Annotated in this window: 15 protein-coding genes; 12 read left to right on the top strand and 3 right to left on the bottom strand. The window is 53.9% G+C overall.

The window, feature by feature from the left end; genetic code table 11:
• The first annotated feature begins 52 nt into the window (after nucleotides 1-52).
• The 12 genes from glmS (at nucleotide 53) to ACPW75_RS20440 (ending at nucleotide 18,560) form a co-directional block, all read left to right on the top strand.
• Nucleotides 53-1,885, top strand: coding sequence for a glutamine--fructose-6-phosphate transaminase (isomerizing) (gene glmS, locus ACPW75_RS20495; RefSeq protein ID WP_077096317.1), 1,833 nt, complete (start codon nucleotides 53-55; stop codon nucleotides 1,883-1,885).
• A gap of 144 nt (nucleotides 1,886-2,029) precedes the next feature.
• A complete protein-coding gene (locus tag ACPW75_RS20490) occupies nucleotides 2,030-2,857 on the top strand; it encodes a TnsA endonuclease C-terminal domain-containing protein (RefSeq protein ID WP_162847502.1) in 828 nt (275 codons plus the stop codon).
• Nucleotides 2,841-4,925 (top strand): DDE-type integrase/transposase/recombinase, encoded by a 2,085-nt coding sequence (locus ACPW75_RS20485; protein ID WP_104452068.1) that lies wholly within the window; start codon nucleotides 2,841-2,843, stop codon nucleotides 4,923-4,925. Before ACPW75_RS20490 ends, ACPW75_RS20485 begins: the two co-directional genes overlap by 17 nt.
• Nucleotides 4,926-6,596 carry an AAA family ATPase gene (locus ACPW75_RS20480; protein ID WP_104452069.1) on the top strand — a complete coding sequence of 557 codons (1,671 nt, stop codon included), beginning with the start codon at nucleotides 4,926-4,928 and terminating at the stop codon, nucleotides 6,594-6,596.
• A gap of 2 nt (nucleotides 6,597-6,598) precedes the next feature.
• A complete protein-coding gene (locus ACPW75_RS20475; protein ID WP_158656236.1) occupies nucleotides 6,599-8,104 on the top strand; it encodes a TnsD family Tn7-like transposition protein in 1,506 nt (501 codons plus the stop codon).
• Nucleotides 8,104-9,702 carry a Tn7-like element transposition protein TnsE gene (locus tag ACPW75_RS20470; protein WP_104452070.1) on the top strand — a complete coding sequence of 533 codons (1,599 nt, stop codon included), beginning with the start codon at nucleotides 8,104-8,106 and terminating at the stop codon, nucleotides 9,700-9,702. The genes ACPW75_RS20475 and ACPW75_RS20470 overlap by 1 nt, the downstream gene beginning before the upstream one ends.
• 286 nt (nucleotides 9,703-9,988) lie before the next feature.
• Nucleotides 9,989-10,333, top strand: a complete 345-nt coding sequence (locus ACPW75_RS20465) for a helix-turn-helix transcriptional regulator (RefSeq protein WP_223915250.1) — start codon at nucleotides 9,989-9,991, stop codon at nucleotides 10,331-10,333.
• Nucleotides 10,257-10,538 carry a hypothetical protein gene (locus tag ACPW75_RS20460; RefSeq protein WP_223915294.1) on the top strand — a complete coding sequence of 94 codons (282 nt, stop codon included), beginning with the start codon at nucleotides 10,257-10,259 and terminating at the stop codon, nucleotides 10,536-10,538. Before ACPW75_RS20465 ends, ACPW75_RS20460 begins: the two co-directional genes overlap by 77 nt.
• A gap of 102 nt (nucleotides 10,539-10,640) precedes the next feature.
• A complete protein-coding gene (locus ACPW75_RS20455; protein ID WP_104452071.1) occupies nucleotides 10,641-12,548 on the top strand; it encodes a DUF4209 domain-containing protein in 1,908 nt (635 codons plus the stop codon).
• A 162-nt stretch (nucleotides 12,549-12,710) separates the two neighbouring features.
• Nucleotides 12,711-14,975: a TerB N-terminal domain-containing protein gene (locus ACPW75_RS20450; RefSeq protein ID WP_158656237.1), complete on the top strand. Its 2,265-nt coding sequence runs from the start codon at nucleotides 12,711-12,713 to the stop codon at nucleotides 14,973-14,975.
• 4 nt (nucleotides 14,976-14,979) lie between these two features.
• Entirely contained in the window at nucleotides 14,980-16,296 is a 1,317-nt protein-coding gene (locus ACPW75_RS20445; protein WP_104452073.1) for an ATP-binding protein, read from the top strand.
• Nucleotides 16,293-18,560, top strand: a complete 2,268-nt coding sequence (locus tag ACPW75_RS20440) for a DEAD/DEAH box helicase (RefSeq protein ID WP_199770517.1) — start codon at nucleotides 16,293-16,295, stop codon at nucleotides 18,558-18,560. The genes ACPW75_RS20445 and ACPW75_RS20440 overlap by 4 nt, the downstream gene beginning before the upstream one ends.
• Nucleotides 18,561-18,942: 382 nt before the next feature.
• Here the strand turns inward: ACPW75_RS20440 and ACPW75_RS20435 are convergent, their stop codons facing one another.
• The 3 genes from ACPW75_RS20435 to sgrR form a co-directional block, all read right to left on the bottom strand.
• A complete protein-coding gene (locus tag ACPW75_RS20435; RefSeq protein WP_425904476.1) occupies nucleotides 18,943-19,125 on the bottom strand; it encodes a hypothetical protein in 183 nt (60 codons plus the stop codon).
• 22 nt (nucleotides 19,126-19,147) lie between these two features.
• Nucleotides 19,148-20,352 (bottom strand): IS3 family transposase gene (locus tag ACPW75_RS20430; RefSeq protein ID WP_102948393.1). Its coding sequence is split into 2 segments (ribosomal slippage): nucleotides 19,148-20,034 and nucleotides 20,034-20,352, totalling 1,206 coding nucleotides; the frame shifts between segments, so codons are not numbered across the junction.
• Between the two features lie 75 nt (nucleotides 20,353-20,427).
• Nucleotides 20,428-21,984, bottom strand: coding sequence for an HTH-type transcriptional regulator SgrR (gene sgrR, locus ACPW75_RS20425; protein ID WP_425904345.1), 1,557 nt, complete (start codon nucleotides 21,982-21,984; stop codon nucleotides 20,428-20,430).
• Nucleotides 21,985-22,007 lie beyond the last annotated feature (23 nt).

Below are 22,007 nucleotides of genomic sequence, written 5' to 3'. Positions count from 1 at the left end.
GAACAAACCATTATCCAACCGAATTAACGTCTTACGTCTCAAGGAGAAGTGTATGTGTGGCATCGTCGGGGCCGTCGCCCAACGTGATGTGGCTGAAATCCTGGTAGAGGGCCTGCGCCGTCTGGAATACCGTGGCTACGATTCGGCCGGTGTCGCCGTGTTCAGCGCCAACCAGCCGCTGCAGCGGGTGCGTCGGCTGGGCAAGGTGGCCGAGCTGGCCAAGGCGCTGGAAGAGCAGTCCGTCCACGGTGGGACCGGCATTGCCCACACCCGTTGGGCTACCCATGGCGAGCCGTCCGAGCGCAACGCTCACCCCCACGTCTCCGAGCATATCGTGGTGGTGCACAACGGCATCATCGAAAACCACGAAGAGCTGCGTGAAGAGCTCAAGGCACTGGGCTATGTGTTCAGCTCCGACACCGACACCGAGGTGATCGCCCACCTGGTGCACCACGAACTGAAATCCGCCCCCAACCTGCTGGCGGCCATGCAGGTCGCGGTGAAGCAGCTGCGCGGCGCCTACGGCACCGTCGTGATGGACAGCCGTGACGACAGCCGCGTGGTGGTGGCCCGCTCCGGCTCCCCGCTGGTGATCGGTCGCGGTATCGGCGAGAACTTCATCGCCTCCGACCAGATGGCACTGCTGCCGGTGACCCGTCGCTTCATCTTCCTGGAAGAGGGTGACGTGGCCGAAGTGACCCGCCGCGACGTGCACATCTTCGATACCCACGGCGAGGCCGTGGTGCGCGAGGAGCTGGAGTCCGAGCTCTCCCACGATGCCGGTGACAAGGGTGAATACCGTCACTACATGCTGAAAGAGATCTACGAGCAGCCCAAGGCCATCACCAATACCCTGGAAGGTCGGCTGGGTTCGGATCACGTGGTGGTCGAGTCGTTCGGCAACGGCGCCCGCGCCATCTTCGACAAGGTCGAGCACGTCCAGATCGTCGCCTGCGGCACCTCCTACAACTCCGGCATGGTGGCTCGCTACTGGTTTGAAGAGATCGCCGGCGTCTCCTGCGACGTGGAGATCGCCTCCGAATTCCGCTACCGCAAGTCGGTGGTACGTCCCAACAGCCTGCTGGTGACCCTCTCCCAGAGCGGCGAGACCGCCGACACTCTGGCCGCCCTGCGACTGGCCAAGGAGTCCGGCTACATGAGCTCGCTGGCCATCTGCAACGTGCCGGGTTCCTCCCTGGTGCGTGAATCGGATCTGGCCTTTATGACCCGGGCCGGTGCCGAGATCGGGGTGGCCTCCACCAAGGCGTTCACCACTCAGCTGGCCGGTCTGCTGATGCTGGTAGCCTCGGTCGGTCACTGCCGCGGTAACCTGAGTGCCGCCGCCGAGGCCGAGCTGGTCAAGGCGCTGCAAGCCCTGCCGCTGCGCATCAAGGAGAGCCTGGCGCTGGCCAAGGATATCGAAGCCCTGGCCGAAGAGTTTGCCGACAAGCACCACAGCCTGTTCCTAGGCCGTGGCAGCCAGTACCCCATCGCCATGGAAGGGGCGCTGAAGCTCAAAGAGATCTCCTACATCCACGCCGAGGCCTATGCCGCCGGTGAGCTCAAGCACGGCCCGCTGGCGCTGATCGATGCCGAGATGCCCATCATCGTCGTGGCGCCGAACAACGATCTGCTGGAGAAGCTCAAGTCCAACGTGGAAGAGGTGCGTGCCCGTGGCGGTATCCTCTACGTGTTCGCCGATGCCGATGCCGGCTTCAAGAGCGACGAGACCATGCGGGTGATGAGCCTGAACCACGTGGAAGAGATGATCGCGCCGATCGTCTATACCGTGCCGTTGCAGCTGCTCTCCTACCACGTTGCCCTCATCAAGGGCACCGACGTGGATCAGCCGCGCAACCTGGCGAAATCCGTGACCGTGGAATAAGCCGTCGCCGGAAATGAAAAAGAGCTGTATGAGAGCAATAAAGATTCATACCAAGTAATAAAGTATCATATCAAGTAATAAAGTTGCATACCTTAGCCGCCCTAGCTAAGCTCAATCTATGAGCAATAGCGGGGCGGCTTTGTTATGGTGGGAAGAAAAAACGTTAACACGGAGTTACAGAGTCAGAAGTGGCTGCGTGAGGGCCGAGGAGGTGGTCATGGTTCCGACTACAAGCCATGGTTAACCGTCAGGGATTTACCATCTGAAGGTCGCTCGCACCGCGTTTTTGGTCATAATTCTCAACGCACCCACCACTTACTGTCGGATTTGGAACTGGCTGTATTCCTGTTATTGGAATGGAATATTTCGACTGTAGATATTCGCGAGCAATTCCCTCTTCGTTTGGAGGATACCAAGGCTCTTGCGCTGGAGTCCGAGATCGATCACCCTGCCGTTCGCGGTGTTCTGCAGGTTATGAGCTCAGACTTTCTCGTCAACACCTCTAACGCTAACCGGCCAAAATTTGCACTGCAAGCCAAGTACGCAGAGACACTGAGTAATGCGAGAACCATTGAGAAATTGGAGCTGGAACGCCGCTATTGGTTACAAAAAGGAGTGCCTTGGTGGTTGATCACAGAGAAGGACATTCCGAATGTGGTTACAAAAAACATCAGTTGGCTTTATCCGGCACAACGGGACGAGATAGCGGTTGATGTGCTGATAGAGCGCGCAGGGTTTTATCAGTACCACTTTCAGAGTGCGCCGGAGAGAAGCGTGATTGATGTAGCTAAACAGCTGGATACTGCTTATCATCAGCCGATGGGGCAATCCCTGCTGGAGATTAGGCAGCTACTGGCTCAACGCTGTTTTCTGTTCGACATATTGACGCCAATAACCAAGTTAAAAGCCGGTGATCTGCAACTGGAGAACATTGAGGCTATTTCGGAGGCGTTACATGTTTCAAATCAATGAGGTTATCAGCGTTGATGGTGTTGCCTACCGGATCTTGGCTGAGTTGCCGGATGAAATTATCTTGATAGCCTTGGACAATGAGTCTGCTTTCCCTTCGGTGGTTTCTCGTCAGGAATTGTTGGATGCCATCGATAACGAAGTGTTACAACGGATCGAAGATCCCTATGCCAGGCTTTATTACGCCAAACCGGATGATGGAACTAAGGCTAGGGAATTACGGGATAAAAATTATCAGCTTATTCAACCACTGATATCCAACCCAGAATGTATGTTCCCCCGCGCAAGAAATAGGGCTGTAAATCATATCATTGCAACACATGGATCAACCAAACAGACACTTTATCGGCTTATCCGCCGTTATTGGCAACGTGGGCAAACTCCCAATGCTCTTCTTCCTGACTATGAGAACTCCGGTGCTAAGGGAAAAAAGAGATTGTCAAAGGGCGGAAAGCTTGGTCGCCCCAGACAGACTGGCTCAGGAGTCGGCGCTGTTATTGATGAACAGATAGAGAGACTCTTTCGTAGAGCAATTGAAAAGCACTATCTTATAAAAAATGGTAAATCATTTATTGAGACTCATAACCGTTTCAAAGGGATGTATCATAACTATTATCCTGACGTTGCAGAGTCGGAGATCCCATCTATTTGGCAGATGAAGCACTTCTTCAAACGCGATTACTCTCAAGTTGAAAAACTAAAACAAAGGGTCAGCAAGATTAATTACAATAAGGATGTCAGGCCGTTGCAGGCAACAGCGAACACGCATGTTCTCGGTCCAGGCTCCCGGTTTGAGATTGATGCGACTATCGCTGATATCTACTTGGTTTCAGATAGTGATCGTAAAAATATAGTTGGCCGGCCAATAGTTTATATGGTCATTGATGTGTTTAGTCGAATGGTCGCTGGCTTTTATATAGGCTTTGAGAATCCTTCCTATGTGGCAGCTATGCAAGCCTTAGCGATTGCCATGACCGACAAGGTGAAATTATGTCAGCAACTCGATATTGATATTGACGAGTCTGATTGGCCTGTCATGGGCATCCCAGATGCTATATTGGCTGACCGTGGTGAATTGCTGGGGTGTCAGATCGAATCGTTAGAGCAGAGTTTTTCTGTTCGGATAGAAAATGCACCACCTTTTCGTGGTGATTGTAAAGGGATAGTTGAGCGTTTTTTCAGAACCATACAGGCGGTTTTCAAACCATTTGCTCCAGGTGTTGTATCTGATAATACGGTAAAAAAACGGGGAGGAAGTGATTACCGATTGGATGCGATGCTCAATATACACGAATTTACATCGATCATTCTGTCGGCCATCTTATTTCACAATCGATATCATGTGTTGGAAACCTATGATCGCGACATCGATATGCCTGCCGATTTGCCTATAACGCCATTATCGTTATGGAATTGGGGATTGCAGAATAGGTCAGGGCGGTTACGGACGGTTCCTGAAAATGCCCTGCAGGTTAGTTTGCTACCTCGAACGAAGGCTACCCTCTCCCCTCTGGGGCTCTGCGTATTTGGCGTGTATTACACTTGCCAAGAAATACTACAAATGGGGTGGTTGCACAGGGGCAAGAATGTTTCCAGGCCTGAATCATTAGAGGTTGCCTATGACCCAGCTGTTGCAGATGTTATCTATCTGCTGCCACAGCAAAACAGTGCGGAATATTGGACCTGTGGATTGACCGAGCGCTCTCGAGAGTTCCGTGGCTGTTCTTTCTGGGATGTCTGGTTGATTACGAGACAGCAAAAGGTTGTTGTGGCAGAGAGCAAGCTAGTTGCTGATCGTGAGAAGCGAAGAGTCGATGAGTTGATTAACTCAAAAATACGGCAAGCGGAAGCCCAAGTTCAAGCCGAAGATGCCCCAGTAGTGTCAGATCGCCAACGCATTGCAGGCATCAGGGGTAATCGAGCCAAGGAGAAGGACAAAGAGAGAAAACGCGCCAAATCTGTTGCGACATCTGAGCCATCAAGTGAGCCAGCAACTGTGGTACCGTTATCTAAAGGTGCGGATGACTATAAGTATCCGGATTATATCGACGAACTCTTCAAGGACGACTAGATGGTATTACCAGCTAACATGGCCAAGGCCGTCTACAACGACCCTGGCATTGAACAGTATCGTGGCAACCCCTTGATCGAGGCATTGCCACCTATCATGACTACTCAGCAGATAAAACAGGGGTTGAGCGGCGCCATCAAGTTTGATCCCAAGGATATCTATGTCGATGGCCCTTGGCGTGTTCATGTGATATCCCAGTTGCTGGATGACTTTTTTCAGCCGATAAGCCGTCATTTACAACTGGAATCAAAGTTATCCATCATGATCCGGCAGGGGTATGTTGGACGCAACCTGAGCGATGGATCTTTGAATGTGCAACTGCAAAATGGTTATGAGCGGGTTATGTCTGGTGAGTTGGATGTTTTTCGGTTCGAGCAGGTTAAATCGACAGCCCGTAGCCTGTCGTTGATTGGGTGCTCTGGGTCAGGAAAAAGTAGCACCATCAACCGGATCTTGGCAACTTATCCTCAAGTGCTCTACCACGAGCAATACAATTTTACCCAGATTGTCTACTTGAAGCTGGATTGCCCTCATGACGGCTCATTAAAAAGCCTGTGTCATCACTTTTTCAGGGCTATTGATGCCGTACTGCATACGGACTATGAACGCAAATATGCGCTTAAACGCCACAGTGTTGAGACCCTGATGGCATTGATGAGCCAAATCGCTAATGTCCACGCGATTGGCGTGCTGGTCATTGATGAGATTCAGCACCTGAGTATGAGCCGTTCCGGTGGCGTGGAGAAGATGCTAAATTTCTTCGTGACATTGGTAAATGTGATCGGCTTGCCTGTTGTCATGGTGGGGACCCCCAAGGCCAGACCCATCTTTGAGATGGACTTGAGATCGGCAAGGCGTGGAGCCGGTTTTGGCGCATTGCTTTGGGAGCCTATGCAGGCTACCAAGCCTAGCGTGGATCCTGCCACCAACCAGCCCAGGCCTACAGAGTGGATGGCCTTCACCGATAAGCTGTGGCAATACCAGTGGCTACAACAACGGGATGAAAATTTGTCCGATGAGGTTCGGGATTGCTGGTTCGAGCTGTCCCAAGGGGTGCTGGACATAGTGGTAAAACTCTTTGTTCTGGCCCAGTTGAGAGCTATTGCCACCCGCATCGAACGGATCACTCCACAGCTGTTGCGGCAGGTTTATGAGGATGAACTCAAACCGGTACACGCCATGTTGGCCGCGTTACGCTCCAAAGATCCTGAGTTAATCGCCAGATATTCGGATCTGAGCATCCCGGATATAGACAAAAAGATCCTAGTTCTCAGCACCAAGATTGATGAAGCCAGAGTTGCTCTGGATTCTCATCATAACCGATATGGTGGCAATGAGCAGGCCATCCGCTTGCATAACCTGCTCGTTGGCATGGATTGCCATTCTGAGCTGATTGTGCCGTTAATTGATCGCGCCTTCAGTACATATCCGGATCTGTCCGTCAGAGAGCTGATGCCTATCGTTCTTGATTGGTACAACTCGGACTCAAAGCCACAAGATAACGCAAAACCCAGGCCCGCTCGTCTCAAGCCAAAAGAGTGGCACACGCTGCACACCGACGATCTGCGTTTCCAGTTTTCCCAATGTGGCAAGGACAACCCTCACTATCCTGCATTCAAGAAAGCCGGGGTCACCTTCGATGTGGATACCTGGCTGAGAAGGATGGGCTAGCCATGTTGAACTTTCCGGTTCCTTATCCAGATGAGCTGATTTACAGCTTGGTGGCCAGAGCCGGAATACATTTGGGACTAACCAGCCCAAAGCAGTTGTTGGATGAGGTTTTTGCCAACCGGCATGTCATTGCAACGGTTGATCTCCCTAATCATCTGGCACCTTTGGCTCGGTTATTGCCGGATAGTATGGGCCTTGATGTTGAACGACTTGCCTATATGCATACGCTATTTCCTGTCTATGCCCCTTTTACACCAGAGGATCGCCGGAAGTTCTGCCTTGAGAAGATGGCAGGAGAATCTCAAGGAGCAATTCACCTTATCCTCGGGATAGTGGCATCCAGAGTTAAACAGTCGCTTTCATTACGCTATTGCCCGCAATGCCTGCAAAATCAGCGTTTTCATCAAGGTGAATACTACTGGCTGCGCTCATGGCAAGTGATAGGGGCTGATTGTTGCTTGTTTCATGGCACCCTAGCCGAGGCTAATCTTGAGCGGCATGCTTATCATCGCCATGAGTTTATTGCTCCCAATCCCTTGTTGTGCCCACCTGTGCCCCAGTCTGCCGGACGCGATCACGTCATCCGGGTTACTCGTCAAGTAAATGCACTGTTGCAACGTCAGGCTAAAACATCACCGTCCTTTTCCCAGTGGAGTTCATTTTACAACCAGCTAGCGAGCATGTCCGGGTGTGCCAAGGTGAAGCAGGTAAAACAGGGCGATATTCATGAGCGTGTATTATCCCGTTGGCCGGCTGATTGGTTAGTGCAACAAGGATTGGCTATTCATAACGAATCAGGTTGTTGGCTGCAGGCTATCTTCCGTAAGCACCGAAAATCCTTCAGCTATCTGGAACATATCGTTGCCCTGGATAGCCTGTTGCCTGAGTCTTGGAACATAGCGACGGTGCTGGACGAAGTGCAGAGTATTCCAACAGGAATTTACGGTCTCCATCCTGTTCCTCAGGAGGAAAAGAGCGACCAGTTGGTAGAATATCGAGCTAGCTGGCAGCAGTTGCTGGAATGTCATGGTGTTAAGCTGGCCCGCCTCTCTCATCAGGCGTTATATGCCTGGTTGTATCGGCATGATCGACGCTGGCTTCTGGAGTTTAACCGGCAACACTATCAAAGTCGTGCCAGAGAAAATCACCGGGTCGATTGGCCAAAGAGGGATCGTGTGACTTGCCGTCAGTTACTCAAGATCCTGAGTGAACAGACGTGGCGTCTTGACTCCCCTCGGCTATCGATGCGCTGGTATCTGTCGAGGTTGCCTACCGGCGCCATGGTGGAGAAAAAATTGAGCAAAATGCCGCTTACGCGCTTGTTTTTTAAACGATATTGTGAAGATATTACGGACTACCAAGTGCGTCGCTTGGCTTTTGCCTCTGGATTGTTAGTACAAAAAGAAGGCACCTTGCGACGATGGCGACTTTTGCGTGTAGCCGGCTTAAGCGATGAGCGGTTAACCTCGATGTCAGAACGGCTGTTAAGTGATGTTTTGGAGGACTAATGCAGGATATCCGCTTTGACAAGGTGTCTGATGATACAACAATCTTGGCAATCGGCTCGCTGTTCAGGCGGATTGATAATTCCCAGTGGGGCGTCAATCTTGATCTGGTGCCCAAAGCGGAAGCTGGGTCACTACGGGTGTCAAATATCCCCGTCTTGGCTCGCAAACGTGTGTTGAATCCGACCCAAGAGCACAGGCCTGCTGGTTTTCGTCTCTCTTTAACTATCGACAGCACTGAGACTTGGCAAAGAAAGAGGTTGGGAGATTACCCGGTTTCCTCTGCCATTCGCGCAATGGACAAACGCCAACACTGCTTTTGTTTTCTTGCAAATGACATACAGATATATCTTCCCCAGTTGGAGCTCGCTCGTGTACTTTTCTTGCACGACGGTTATCTATCTCGCTCAGCACTTGAGCCTGATTATCTGAAAAGTGAGTTTTCGATTGAACACGTCAGCGCCGAGGTTGTCCGGGTGAATGTATTGCCTTCCTCCAGCTACCCGCTCAAGTCTCTAGATGACTTCGAGTCGCGACGTTTGTTGAGCTGGATTTTGATCGATCCTGATGCCCGTGCTTCTTACGAAAGCATAGGCCGCAGTCAAAAGCTGAATGGCTATGAGAAGGGAGGATATCGGCAATGGGAGTTTGAGTTTACTCCTCCACCTTTACCATCGGTCTCTTTTGAAATCCGAGGGCGATTCGATAAAGAAGCCAAAAGCATGCTGGTTTACGAGGTGGCCAGTCTGCGAAATATACAGGCAGATATCCCAAGTGAAGTGGAATTTTTCCATCCCAAGTTGCGGGAGTATGTGCGAGGTGAAGGGGACGGTGCAGTACGCTTGGTCGCTGAACGCCCACCAATTCACTCGGTGCATGATGGGGCGGATGCCAATGCGGATACCACGCCTGTTTTATTGCGGGCTCCATCTGTCGTGTTTGAGTTTTCTAAGGCATTCAATACGCGTAAGGTAGCCGAGAAGAAGCAAGAAGGTGCCAATGGCAAGGCCGATGATGAGGTGGGCTCCCAAGCATCAGAGGATGTCAGCACTGAAGAGTCAGTTGCAGGAGGGATTCTGCCCAGCGCAGAGTGGACAGCTGAATCGGACGAAACCGATGATCTGCATCTCTACGCCAATAAGTTTGATTGCTTTCAATCGATGCTGGATGAGTTGGTGGCGGCCCATGGTTGCGTGATTAGATCCAAGCAACTGCGCAAGCTACCTAAGCTCTACCGTTGTAATCGCCACCTGCTTCTGGATGGCAATCCCAGATGCTTGGCCGTCGTTGAGGTTGAGTCGCACAATCGCATCTTTCATATCCTCGAAGTCGATACCTCCGATGGGATTTGCTCCCTCTCAACCCTGCTATTAAGGCTGACGTCGCAGCAGGGGTGGCAGGAGCAGCTTAAGTTATTGGAAGAAGAGTTAACCCAGAAATCATTGCATTGGCCAAGTAAGCGGCTGAAAGCGCTTTGTGGCAAGGATGGTTATTCCGGCATCCCTCATCCACAGACCAAATCTGTGGATAAGGGCAAGCTGCCTGAGAAGTCGATAGAGCACTGGGCGACAAGGTTTCATAGTTGGATGACGTCAATCTAAACCTATAGAAAGAGCTCACAACAAGATGATCTATGTCTACATTTGAGACCTGAATATCTTGATGTTGTACAAATTTCGGCACACCATGTCATCAATTTGATTATATTTATGGTGCCGTATGAGATACACAGCTAAACCTTCTTCTCTCTTGGTCGGAGCGCATGGTTAGCTCGCCCTCTCAGCGTGTCGAGGATTTGAGCCTTGCCCTGTGCTTGCTATCTGCTCTGGGCTTCGGCGATTGGGTGAACGGCGTTGCGAATCGCCCACCGCGCTAAGCAACCCCAAGATGAATGTGCTTGCCCCGATCTGCCGTGCAATCCACGCCAAAAAACCAGTTGCCATTCGCTACCACTCGATGAGCGGGGGTGAGTCCGAACGGATCATCGTGCCCTTCGTCCTGGTAGACACCGGCTTACGGTGGCATATCCGAGCCTTTGATCGGAAGAGCAGCGAGTTCCGCGACTTCGTAGTCACACGCATAGAAGCGCCAACCTTGCTCGGCGAAAGAACCCAAGGCCAACGAGAGCCAGGTCAACGACATTCAGTGGACGCGTATGGTCGAGCTGGAACTCGTTCCCCATCCACGTCTGGCTCGACCCGAGATCATCCGGATGGACTATGGGATGAATGATGGCTCAATCCGGATGCGCGTACGCGCGGCGGTGGCGGGCTATATGTTGCTGCGCTGGAGCGTGGACTGCTCGCCCGATCACAGCCTCAAAGAAGAACAGTTCCGCTTGTGGCTCAGCGAACCGCTGGCGCTGTACGGAGTAGAGAATGCGAAGCTCGCTCCGGGGTATCAAGCCCCATTAGCGAAGGTATCACCCAAAGGATAAGAACAAGATGGCACACAACGTCACCAGCAAGAACGGCAACGGTGGGAACCTCGGCTTCGAGGCTGAACTTTTCAATGTTGCGTCGATCAAAGGTGGCGACTAATGAACAACGAACGCTATCCGCTGGAATTGGCTATTTCAGTTCAGGACTTTACGGCGTCAGGCTGGAAGGATGCGATTGCCCAAGCTACCCGCGAAGGATATTCGTCGATGTGGCAGGCACTGTCGGCTGCTGCGCGCAGTACCATTGAGCAAGGGCGAATTGAACACGGCAAGGTCTTATGGCTGCTTGCAGATGCCTGTTCTATGATGCTTTCACCGTCGAGCCCGAATGAACCCTTTAAGCCTTTTGCTGTTTTCCATGACCGCCGGTCGGTCATCCCGGATGACATGCCTGATTCCGACATTCTGTTCTTTGCCGCGATCGTCGATCTGGTGAACGACGACTGGCTGAAGGCGCGACTCAGCGATTTGGTCTGGTTGAAGGGCAAGCCTCGTAACACTTCATTCGCTCTAAAGGCCATCGACGCCTACCGCTGCCTTCCACTAGACACAGATACCTGGATACATGGAGGGCGTGACTGTTGGCCACGTGCCATCAGTCTGGCGCGGATGCTCAAAAGTGGTGCTGGAGATAGGCTCCAGCAAATGGAGGCGTCAATTGTCACTGCTTTTAACGCAGCGACCCGGGACGACGGTTTCCTTGGGCTTTGGCTTGCCGACCTTCTGAAGTCGAATGGTTTGGGGCGGGCGAACCGAGCCGATGTGGCAAGGAAGCTAGAAGTTTTGGCCCGCGAATTTGATTGTGAAGGTGATCTGCATAGGGCGCGGGAGTATTTTTCTGTTGCTACCGAATGGCATAAGGCCATTCCTGACGAGGTCAAAGCGGCAGAAATGACGGTGGCGGTCGCCGAAGGTTGGGTAAAAGAAGCCGTTGCACGCTCCACATCGGAAAGCCTGAGTCACATGGTGGCCGCGAGCTTTTACGAGAATGCCATCCAGACGTACCGAACGGTTCCCAGAGCCGAGCGCTCTACGCATCAGGTTGATGAGCGAATTGCCGAGTTGCGAGCCCACTTGAACGATTCTGGAGAGAGAGCTCTGGGAGAGATGAGACTCATTCAAACGTCCGGTGTCGATATCACCCAGCTCGTCGAAAACGCGAGGAAGTCCGTCACCGGAAAATCTGCACAACATGCATTGCTCGCATTTGCGAATCTGCATCGTGGTGTCAACGCAGAAGAACTGCGCAATAGAGCGCAGGAAAGAATGCGTCAGTATCCCTTGCAATCACTGTTTTCTGCGACCGTGATGAGTCGTGATGGGCGGGTCATTGCCAAGCGCCCTGCGATGAGCCTTGGCGGAGAAGAACTGACGGCAGACGACGAAATTGCGATCCGCGCTGAGATGATCCGTGACTACGGCATCCTGGTTAGTATTGTGGTGCAAGGCGACATCTGGCCAGCCTTGGAAGTGCTTTTGCTTGAACATCGGTTGCGGGAGGCCGATTTCATCGAATTGGCCCGCCACTCACCCATCGTGCCCAAAGAGCGGGCTGGTCTTTTCGGTAAGGCACTGTTTGCCGGTTACGAGCGTGATTTCGTTACAGCGCTGCATTTGCTGATTCCGCAGATCGAGCACTTGGTGCGCGAGCATCTCAAGCAGGCAGGAGCCAAGACCACGAACCTCGACAAAGATGGTATCCAGAACGAAAACGGAATGAGCACATTGCTGGACTTGCCAGAGGCCAAACAGGTATTCGGCAAGGATCTCGCCTTTGAGCTCGAGTCGCTGTTCTGTAATGCCTTCGGCCCCAATTTGCGTAACGAGTTGGCCCATGGGCTGCTCGACGAGGATGGATGCAACTCACCCTTCGCTATTTATGCGTGGTGGCTGGCATTAAGGCTCACCTTCAATACATGGTGGAACTCAGCGAACCCTATCTCTAGGCTTCCGGAAGGCAACGATAAGCAAGCAGCAGCACCGGACGTGGAGTCCGTTGAAGAATAAGGAGTACTGTAATGGCTTTTCTGTCGGAGGACGCCGTGCACCCCCTGTTTCAACAGGCCGAGCCGAGGCGTTGTCACTTTCTATCCCATGATATTGAGCCTATCATTGGACAAAAAAATAAGAACATCAGGTACTTCCACAGCACAAGTAAAGGCGAATCAAATGGAATTGATCATCATCATCTTTGTTGTCTGGGGTTGTTACGCCTTGTTCAGTAGAGCCAACAAGAAGACGCCACCCAATAAACAGAGCCAGGAACCACGCAACGAAGAAGTGCTGAATAAAAGGGATGTGCAAGTGCGAAGCGAGCCTGATGACGATGAGTTGGCCACCTTCACTATATCTGTCTCAACGTCTTACGGCGGACAAGAAACCAAAAGCAACAACAAAACCAAAGGGTGCTGGATCACCCCTGGAGAGCTCATATCTGTGGCCGGGCATGAAATTTGCGGAGGTTTTTTTTACTTCGGCGGTCGTTTGCCGGATCTGGATGGATATGGTGTCGAAGCATCATTAGTCGATTCCAGTCTTCCGATCTACCGTGACACAGACATGCTATATCAAGATGAAACGCTGGGCTACTGGCCTTCGTTCAATCGCCTCTCTGAGTCTTCGCGGGGTGCGTATCTGACATGGTTAGCAAGCGAGCGCGAGAACCCCAATGTACCGTTAGGCTATGTATTTATCTATTTCTACGGACTAGAGCGGCGCATCCTCGTTGATTCCAAGGAAGGGGGGGTTACAGACGCAGAATTCAAATCGATATACCAGGAACTCCAGCGGCTGCGGTCAATTTATGGGTCGAACAGGTCCTTTGCCGGCTACTCGCTCCGTCTAATGGAGCTGATGGCTCTCATGCGGCCTGGCGTGGTTGCGTTTGAGGAACAGGACGAGCAGCATCATGACTCATTGCTGTTTCGCTACCAACTGGCTACTCGGGTATCCAAGGGCGAACCGATACCTGCTCATCTTGCACTGACATGGATCAAGAACAGTCAGGAGTACACGCTTCGGACACCCGCGCGCCGATGCGCTGAGCAGTTTGCCACCCTATTTAAGCTACAGTATGCCGATCAGTTTGGGGACGGCATGATTGTCAAATCGAACAAAACGCGATTGACTCTCCACTACTATCCCGCCAGCGCAAGCCTGCGCGGATTTTCGCTGGAGCAGCCAGGCCTGCCCGACCCCAGTGTTCTGAAAGCACCAGTCAAGAAAATGATCGCGATTGCAGATACGTCCACCGAATTGCTGTCTGCTTACAGTCGCTATCTCGGTAAGAAGGGAGCGTCAGCTGACGATATCGAAGCGATGCTTCTGCTGCCAGACGCCCTCCTTAGCGTCCAAACACATCCGGTCCTAAAACGGTTTAAGAGCTGGGTTGACGAACAACTCGCGGGGCCATCAAAAGGCTTGGTTCGCTTGGCTGACCTTTGGAGGCAGATAGGCTTAGAGCCGCCTGAACGTTTCAACAAAAAAGAAATGGAACTCATAACGACACTGGAAGCTAAAGCAGGCTTTGGTGTTGCCCCAGATCCTCGCTATCACCATGCAAAGCCCGCTGTTGATGGCGACATAGTGCTGTTTCCAGAGGGGCATGGGCCGAACTTTGAGCCATCCCAAGCCTTTAATGAGACGAGCATGACGCTCCGCCTTGGGGCAATGGTTGCGGCTGTCGACAGCCATGTAGATAGCGCTGAGCTAAACACGCTCCAAATTCTGATCGATCATGACACGCACTTGTCTCCAATCGAAAAACGCTCACTACACGCCTATCTGCACTGGCGCTTGAATACTCCAGCCAACATGACAGGCCTGAAGGAAAGAGTCGGCGCTCTTGGAGATGCTGAGAAAGATGTCGTGCGACACATTCTCGTGAGAGTTGCTTTTGCTGATGGCAAGGTGACTCCTGACGAGATCAAGCAGCTTGAGAAACTCTATACCGCTCTGGGCTTTGATAAAACGCAGGTTACGGCGGATGTACACAAGTTCACCTCCAGCAAGGGTGCACCTGCGTCTGCAACCCCCACCAGTAAGACGACAACACAGAAACCAGGCTTCGCTCTTAATGATGAGCTCTTGGCGCTTCATGCTTCTGAGACCGAGAGTGTGCAAAGCCTCCTAGGAACCATCTTTGTTGACGATACGCCTGAGGAGCAGCACGTCATCGCTGAGGGGGAGCCTATTGCAGCTGACACGGGCGGATTGGATCAAGCACACAATTCCTTGTTCGAGCAGCTGATCACTAAGGAGCGCTGGGATCGCAAGGATGTACTGGCTGCATGCGAGTCATTGAAGCTCATGCTAGATGGCTCAATTGAGACTATTAATGACTGGGCTTACGAGCAGGTCGACGCCCCAGTTATTGACGATGACGAAGACATCTATATCGACCTGGAAATTGCCAACGAACTAAAAGCAGGTTAGCGCCATGACAGTTAAACGCATTCGCATCAAAGAGCGAGACGCCATTATTCAATCGCTGAAATCTGGCGTTACCCCCAAGGTTGGCATTCAGCACATTCAGGTTGGGCGTTCAAACGAAATAAGAGCCCTGCTACAGGATATCGATCGTGTAGTAGAAGGGGGCTCGGCGTTTCGCCTGATAATTGGAGAGTACGGCTCGGGTAAGACCTTCTTCCTCAGCGTAGTGCGAGCTATCGCGCTGGAGAGAAAACTGGTGACCGTCAATGCCGACCTCTCCCCCGATCGTCGCATTCATGCGGTGGCCGGCCAGGCCCGTAATCTGTACTCTGAGCTGATGCGTAATCTGGCAACGCGTAACAAGCCGGACGGCAATGCGCTCACGAGCGTGGTAGAGAAGTTCATCACCCAGGCCCGCAAGGACGCCGACGCGCGTGAAGTCGGCGTGACAACGATTATTCACGACAAGCTGGCCGAGCTAACCGAGATGGTCGGAGGCTATGACTTTGCGAAGGTGATCGAAGCGTATTGGAATGGACACGAGCAAGGCAATGACGCACTGAAAAGTAACGCGATCCGTTGGTTGCGCGCTGAGTACAGCACCAAAACCGATGCCCGTCATGACCTAGGTGTGCGGACGATTATCTCGGATAGCTCGTTCTATGATGCTTTGAAGCTGATGAGCCTGTTTGTTCGTCAAGCTGGTTACAGCGGCTTGCTAGTCAACCTCGATGAGATGGTGAACCTATACAAGCTCAACAGCAGTCAGGCGCGCACCTCAAATTATGAGCAGATCCTGCGCATTCTGAACGACTGCCTGCAGGGCTCCGCCGAGCATTTAGGGTTCCTACTTGGTGGGACTCCTGAATTCTTGCTAGATCCGCGCAAGGGCCTGTATAGCTACGAAGCATTGCAATCCCGTTTGGCGGAAAACAGCTTTGCCCAGCGTACGGGCTTAGTGGATTACTCCTCGCCATCACTGCACCTGAATAACCTGACCCCCGAAGAGTTATACATATTGCTGAAGAACTTGCGGCATGTGTTTGCTAGCGGTGACCCTGAGGCTTACCTAGTGCCCGATGAGGCGCTACATGCATTCCTCCAGCATTGCAGCCTGACAATCGGCGACGCTTACTTCCGAACGCCTCGTAATACCATCAAGGCCTTTTTGGATATGCTGTCGCTGCTGGAGCAAAACCCTCAATTGGACTGGAATGGTTTGGTCGGTACCGTTGAGATCGAAAAGGACCTGCCGAGCGACTTTGAGGAAGCCGAAGAGGGTTCCGATGGGGCGGACGGTGATCTAGCTAATTTCACGCTATGAACGCGGTCTACCACCAGCTTCACCCCTTGGTTCAGAAGTGGATCTTTAAACAGGGGTGGTCGGATCTCCGCGAGATACAGAAACGGGCAATCCCGCCTATTCTTGCAGGTGATTGTGATGTGCTGATCAGTGCATCAACGGCAGCAGGTAAGACGGAGGCCTTCTTCCTGCCGGCCTGTTCAGCCATTGCCGATACCACAGGTGGTTTCGGCATCCTCTACATCAGCCCCCTCAAGGCGCTAATTAACGACCAGTATCGAAGACTCGAAGGCTTGTGCGAGATGCTGGATATGAAGCTCACACCTTGGCATGGGGATAGCGCTCAGTCGAAAAAAAAGGCCGCTCGCAAATCTCCGTCCGGCATATTGCTGATTACTCCTGAATCTCTGGAGTCGTTGCTGGTTAGAGAGCCTGGATGGGTCAAGCAGGCTTTCGGCTTGCTGCAGTACATAGTGATTGACGAGTTCCATGCGTTCATCGGTACCGAACGCGGCCAGCACCTGCTGTCACTGCTTAATCGCCTTGAGCACCTGATTGGCCGGCACGGCAATCCCATACCCCGAGCAGCATTAAGTGCTACCCTCGGCAACCTAGAAAGCGTACCCGCCTCACTGCGCCCAGATAAAGGGCTATCGTGTGCCACGATCTGCAGCACGCACTCCGAAGCTGAATTGAAAATGGTAGTTAAAGGTTACCGGGATCCTCTCATACTGGAGGCTCCGAAGCCGGGAGACGAGGTACCCTGCAGTGCCGAAGACGCGATCTGTGAGGAGCTGTATCGAGTTTGCCGTGGCGGGTCGCACTTGGTCTTTGCCAACAGTCGCAAACGCACCGAAAGCCTGGCAGCCAAACTAAGTGATCTTTGTGAGGCTCAGGCCGTGCCCAATGAGTTTTTCCCACACCACGGGTCTCTGTCCAAGGAAGCCAGAGAAACCCTCGAGGCGCGCCTACAAAAAGAGACGCTACCCACGACGGCGGTATGCACCATGACTCTGGAATTGGGGATCGATATAGGCAAGGTGAACTCTGTGGTTCAGGTCACAGCTCCGCATACGGTTTCAAGTCTGCGACAGCGTCTGGGGAGGTCAGGGCGTCGAGGAGGCCCTGCAATCCTACGCATGCTGATTGCGGAGGATGAGCTACATCCCAACTCCAGCCTTGTTGATAAGCTACGGATGGAGTTGCTGCAGTCCATAGCAATGATCCGATTGCTGGTTGCAGGAAAATGGTTTGAGCCAGCAGACACAGAGCAGTTTCATTTCTCAACCCTGTTGCATCAGGTGCTAGCGGTAACAGCTCAGTGGGGCGGCGTTCGTGCTAATCAGTTGTATCGAACGCTTTGCCAGACCGGCCCTTTTCAGCAAGTCACAGTTGATCACTTCAAACAGCTCCTGACCCAGATGGGCAAGGATGAACTCCTGACCCAGTTGTCCAGCGGCGAGTTGGTGTTAGGGCTTCAGGGGGAGCGGCTGGTGAGCCACTATACCTTTTACGCGGTATTCAAAACTCCCGAGGAATTTCGCGTTGTTGCCAGCGGTAAGACGCTGGGCACGCTGCCGATCGACACGATGATTCTGGTTGACCAACACATCGTCTTTGGCGGCAAGCGCTGGAAAGTTGTCGACATAGATACAGACAAGAAGGTGATTAACGTCGAACGAGCTAAAGGCGGCGAGCCACCCAAGTTTGGCGGTTCCGGGATGGGCATCCATGACGTGGTGCGCCAGGAGATGTTCAGTATCTACCGTGACGGCGATTATCGAATCGCCGCAGGGGGGAGCAAGATGGATTTCTTGGATGACATGGCTAGGGATCTGTTTGCCGAGGGACTGGGTTTATTCAATGACCTGAATATTGATAGCGAGCCAGTGGTTCAGCAAGGGCAGTATGTTTACGTGTTTCCATGGCTTGGCGACAAGGTGGTGAACACATTGGTGGCTCTGCTCACCCGGCAGGGCTATCAGGCCTGCGCCTTTGCTGGTGTCATTGAGATAGAAAAGGCCGATGCTAAGCAGGTGCGTAATGACTTACTGTCTTTGCTAGATGGCCAACTTCCCTCCGCGACCGAACTGGCTGCATTGGTGCCAGAAAAAGAGATCGAAAAGTATGATGAGTACCTTCCGGAAGCGCTTCTCGAGGAAGGCTACGGGCGGCGCGCCTTTGACGTCGATGCTGCCCTCTGTTGGGTCGGTAAGGTGTGCCGTGACTGGTGTGGCAATACCGGAGGTGCTGCGTGCAAGCCACGCCATGGGCCGAATGCATGACTGACGCAGAGCGGTTGGATGTGTTCCGGATTTCTGCTTAGCGCCAGCGTTGGCGAGGGTCGACTTGCAGTTCTTGGGTATTTCGCCCGGTATGAAACTGCGTTGGTTTCATAGCTGGATGTCGGTAGTGTAATGGGCATCGGATCACCGAGTGGCTGGACAGTTCCCGTCTTTGGGAAACAACCCCTTGAAGTGTTTATCTTCATCCAGCAATTGTCTGCTGTCTGCGCGGGAAAACTGCCCTTCCAGTACCTGCAGCAGCGAGGCCGGTGTCGCCAGCAAAGAGAAGGCGCAGCTTGACGGAGAGCCGCTCGAAGCCCTGTGAGCTATTCGAAAACCGGTGAACGGGCAAGATAAGGCCGGCCGTCGGCCATGACGTTTATTATTCTGGGTCTGGTGCCGGTGCCAGCCAAGCAGACTTGAAATCGAACCAACCAAGGGCGTTGAGTCTGACGCCCTGGGCCCCCAGCGGCCGTTGCAGGCGCAGCCAGTGGTGGAATAACGGCTGCAACCACCCCTGCCCGATGCGCCGGGCCAGCCAGGGCTCAAGTGGATTTGACCCCATAGGTCCAGACACTTTTTCCCGCTTAGGGTTGTGATACCCGACTGCGCAGAAATTCCCGTGGTGAACGGTATCCCAAGGCGCTGTGCGGGTGGTGCTCGTTATAATGCTCAAACGCGATAGCCAAATTGCCTACCGCTGTTCGGCTATCCGGTTTTGGCATCATCTCGATATAGTCTCGCTTCATCGTCTTCACGAAGCTCTCCGCTATACCGTTACTCTGTGGGCTTCTCACTGCTGTCGTTCTGGGCTCCAACCCGATTTCTCGTGCAAACGCGCGGGTCTCATGGGCTCGATACGCCGAGCCATTATCAGTCAGCCACTCCACCGGTGATGCCGGCAACGAATCCCCAAAGCGATGTTCGACAGACCTCAGCATGACATCTTGCACAGTGTCACTATCGTAACCCCCAGTACTGGCCGCCCAGTCCAACGCTTCCCTATCGCAGCAATCCATGGCGAACGTGACACGTAGTTTTTCACCGTTATCGCAGCGAAACTCGAAGCCATCTGAGCACCACCGTCGATTGCTCTCCTTGACGGCAACACGCCCCTTATGTGCCTGCTGGGCCAATGGTGCAGCTGGTTTTCTTTCCAGCAGCAAGCCATGTTCGCGCATGACGCGATATACCCGCTTAGCGTTTACCACAGGTTGTTCTGTTGCCTCAGACTGACGCCGTAACAGCGCCCAGACCCGGCGATAGCCATAGGAGGGAAGCTCTGCCATCGCCTCCATGATACGGCCAAGTAAGGCTGCATCATCACGCTGGCGATGATGACGACCATCTTGCCAACCCGGTTTTCGATGAACACGAACGGATAGCTGCGCACGCGATACATTAAGAGCCTGGCTCACAGCACTTAATCGTCGTCCCCCGGCAACAAGGGCGCATGCGCAATCCATTTTTTTGCTCGACCATACTCCACGGCTTCTTTGAGGATCTCGTTCTCCATGGTCTTCTTCCCGAGCAGACGCTGAAGCTCTCGGATCTGCTTGATGGCAGCAGCCAACTCGGAAGCAGGAACAACATCCTCACCGGCGGTGATCGCCGTGAGAGACCCTTCTTGGAATTGCTTACGCCATTTGAAAAGCTGGTTTGCGTTGACGTCGTGCAAGCGAGCAACATGAGAGACGGTCATCCCGGGCTCAAAGGTCTGCTGCACGATGGCGATCTTTTCTTGTGGAGTCCGGCGTCGACGGCGCTCGGCCCCTGTTAACACTTCGACCATCTTCTCGTTGTGACTAGTACTGAACATAGCTCCAAGACTACCTCTTAAGTTAAGAGGGGCGAAGTGTCTGGATCTTCAAGGGGCCAATCTATCAAGCACCCGCTCTCCCTGCCGCCAGTGCGCTTGCACCCGCAACAGCTCGTCGGCATCGTCCGCCGCCATCACCCGGCGCAGCAGCGGCAACCCCAGCAGCCAGGTCATCAGGGTGAAGTCCGCCGGCTTGCCCAGGTTCATGGATCCCAGCCACAGATCCGCCTCCACCTCGCCCCGGCACCAGTCCGCGTAGGACACACAGCGGCACTCCAGCCGTATGCACTGCTCGGCCAGCAACTCGCCCATCACCCCGGCCAGCAGCGGGTATTCCGGTTGATCGGCGTAATAGCAGAGCACCAGGGTCGTTTCCGGCAGTGGTTCGCCGGGGCTGTCATCGAGATGATGCCAGCCGGTCAGCAGGCTGGCGGCCGGACTCCAGAACCGGCTGGCCGGGCTGTCCACCCTGGCCAGGATCTGAAACGGCGAGCAACACTGCTGCAGCCAACGCCGCCGCGCCGGGTTGCCCCAGTGGCGCGAGCGGGGATCACAGAGCAGAAAGTAGCCCCCCTGCTCCAGCTCCCGCTCCCGTTCCGAGGGCTCAGCATCGGGCCTCAGCCCCTGTGCCGGCTCCAGCTTGAGGCTGCAAATCTGGAGGGAGCCCTGCGCGGTGCCCGCACCCAGCTCCGGCAACTGCCAGATCTCCACCTCATCGAGCAGGGCGCGGTAGCCGAAGTAATCGTCGAAGGCGCTGAGCTTCAGGCAGAGGGCATCCTGCCGGCTGACGCGGTACGGGCCCGTGCCCAGCGGCAGGCTGGCAAACTCGGGGCGGATGGCCTCTTCAGCCGGCAGGATCAGGGCACTGTGATGGGCCAGCAGCCAAGGCAGCCGGCAGTCCGGCTCCGTCAGGTCGATGCGAATGGTCCGCTCGCCCTGTGCCGTCACTGCGGCCAGGTGGGCAAACAGCGGCTGCTGCCGCAGCGCCAGCAGGCTGGCCACCACATCGGCGGCGACCATCAACCGGCCATGGTGAAAGCGTACCGCCGGGCGCAGGTAAAAGGTCCAGTGGGCCTGATTGTCGCTGTGCCAGTGGTGCGCCAGATCCGGCTCCAGTTCCCCATTATCCTCATTTATGCGGGTCAAGCCGTTGAAGATCTGCCGCAGCAGGTGGATTTCGGTCCGGCGGTTGGCGTGCTGGGGATGCAGATCCACCAGTGGCCGGTAATAGGGCACCCGCAGCAGCTGGCGATCATTGTGGCTGTGCTGGCCCAGCTGGGAGCGGATGAGCGCGGCCAGCTGGCGCGGATCGGCGCCCAGGGCCTGGACGGCGGCGTCCAGCTCGCCTGCCTCCAGTAGGGTGCTGGCCCGGGCCTGATCCAGCTGGGCCTCGCTGACCAGCAGCTGTAGCCGGGAATGGCGACCACGTCCCGCCTCACCCTGCCAGGCGAGCCAGCCGGCCTGGCTCATCTGGTTAAGCAGGACGCGTACATGCCGCCGGGTGCAGAACAGGGTCTCGGCCAGGCTCTGCAGGGTGGTGTCCGCCGCCTGCAGGTCGAAGCGCCTGAGCAGACGCAGGTAGTGTTGTTCCAGACGCTGTTGCATAAGGGGAGATCTTCTGGTGGATT

The sequence above is a fragment of the Aeromonas sp. FL131 genome, assembly GCF_049860615.1.
In the GTDB taxonomy this organism is placed as follows: domain Bacteria; phylum Pseudomonadota; class Gammaproteobacteria; order Enterobacterales; family Aeromonadaceae; genus Aeromonas; species Aeromonas hydrophila.
The sequence above is the reverse complement of the archived record's forward strand: the minus strand, read 5'-3'. Positions and strand labels throughout refer to the sequence as shown.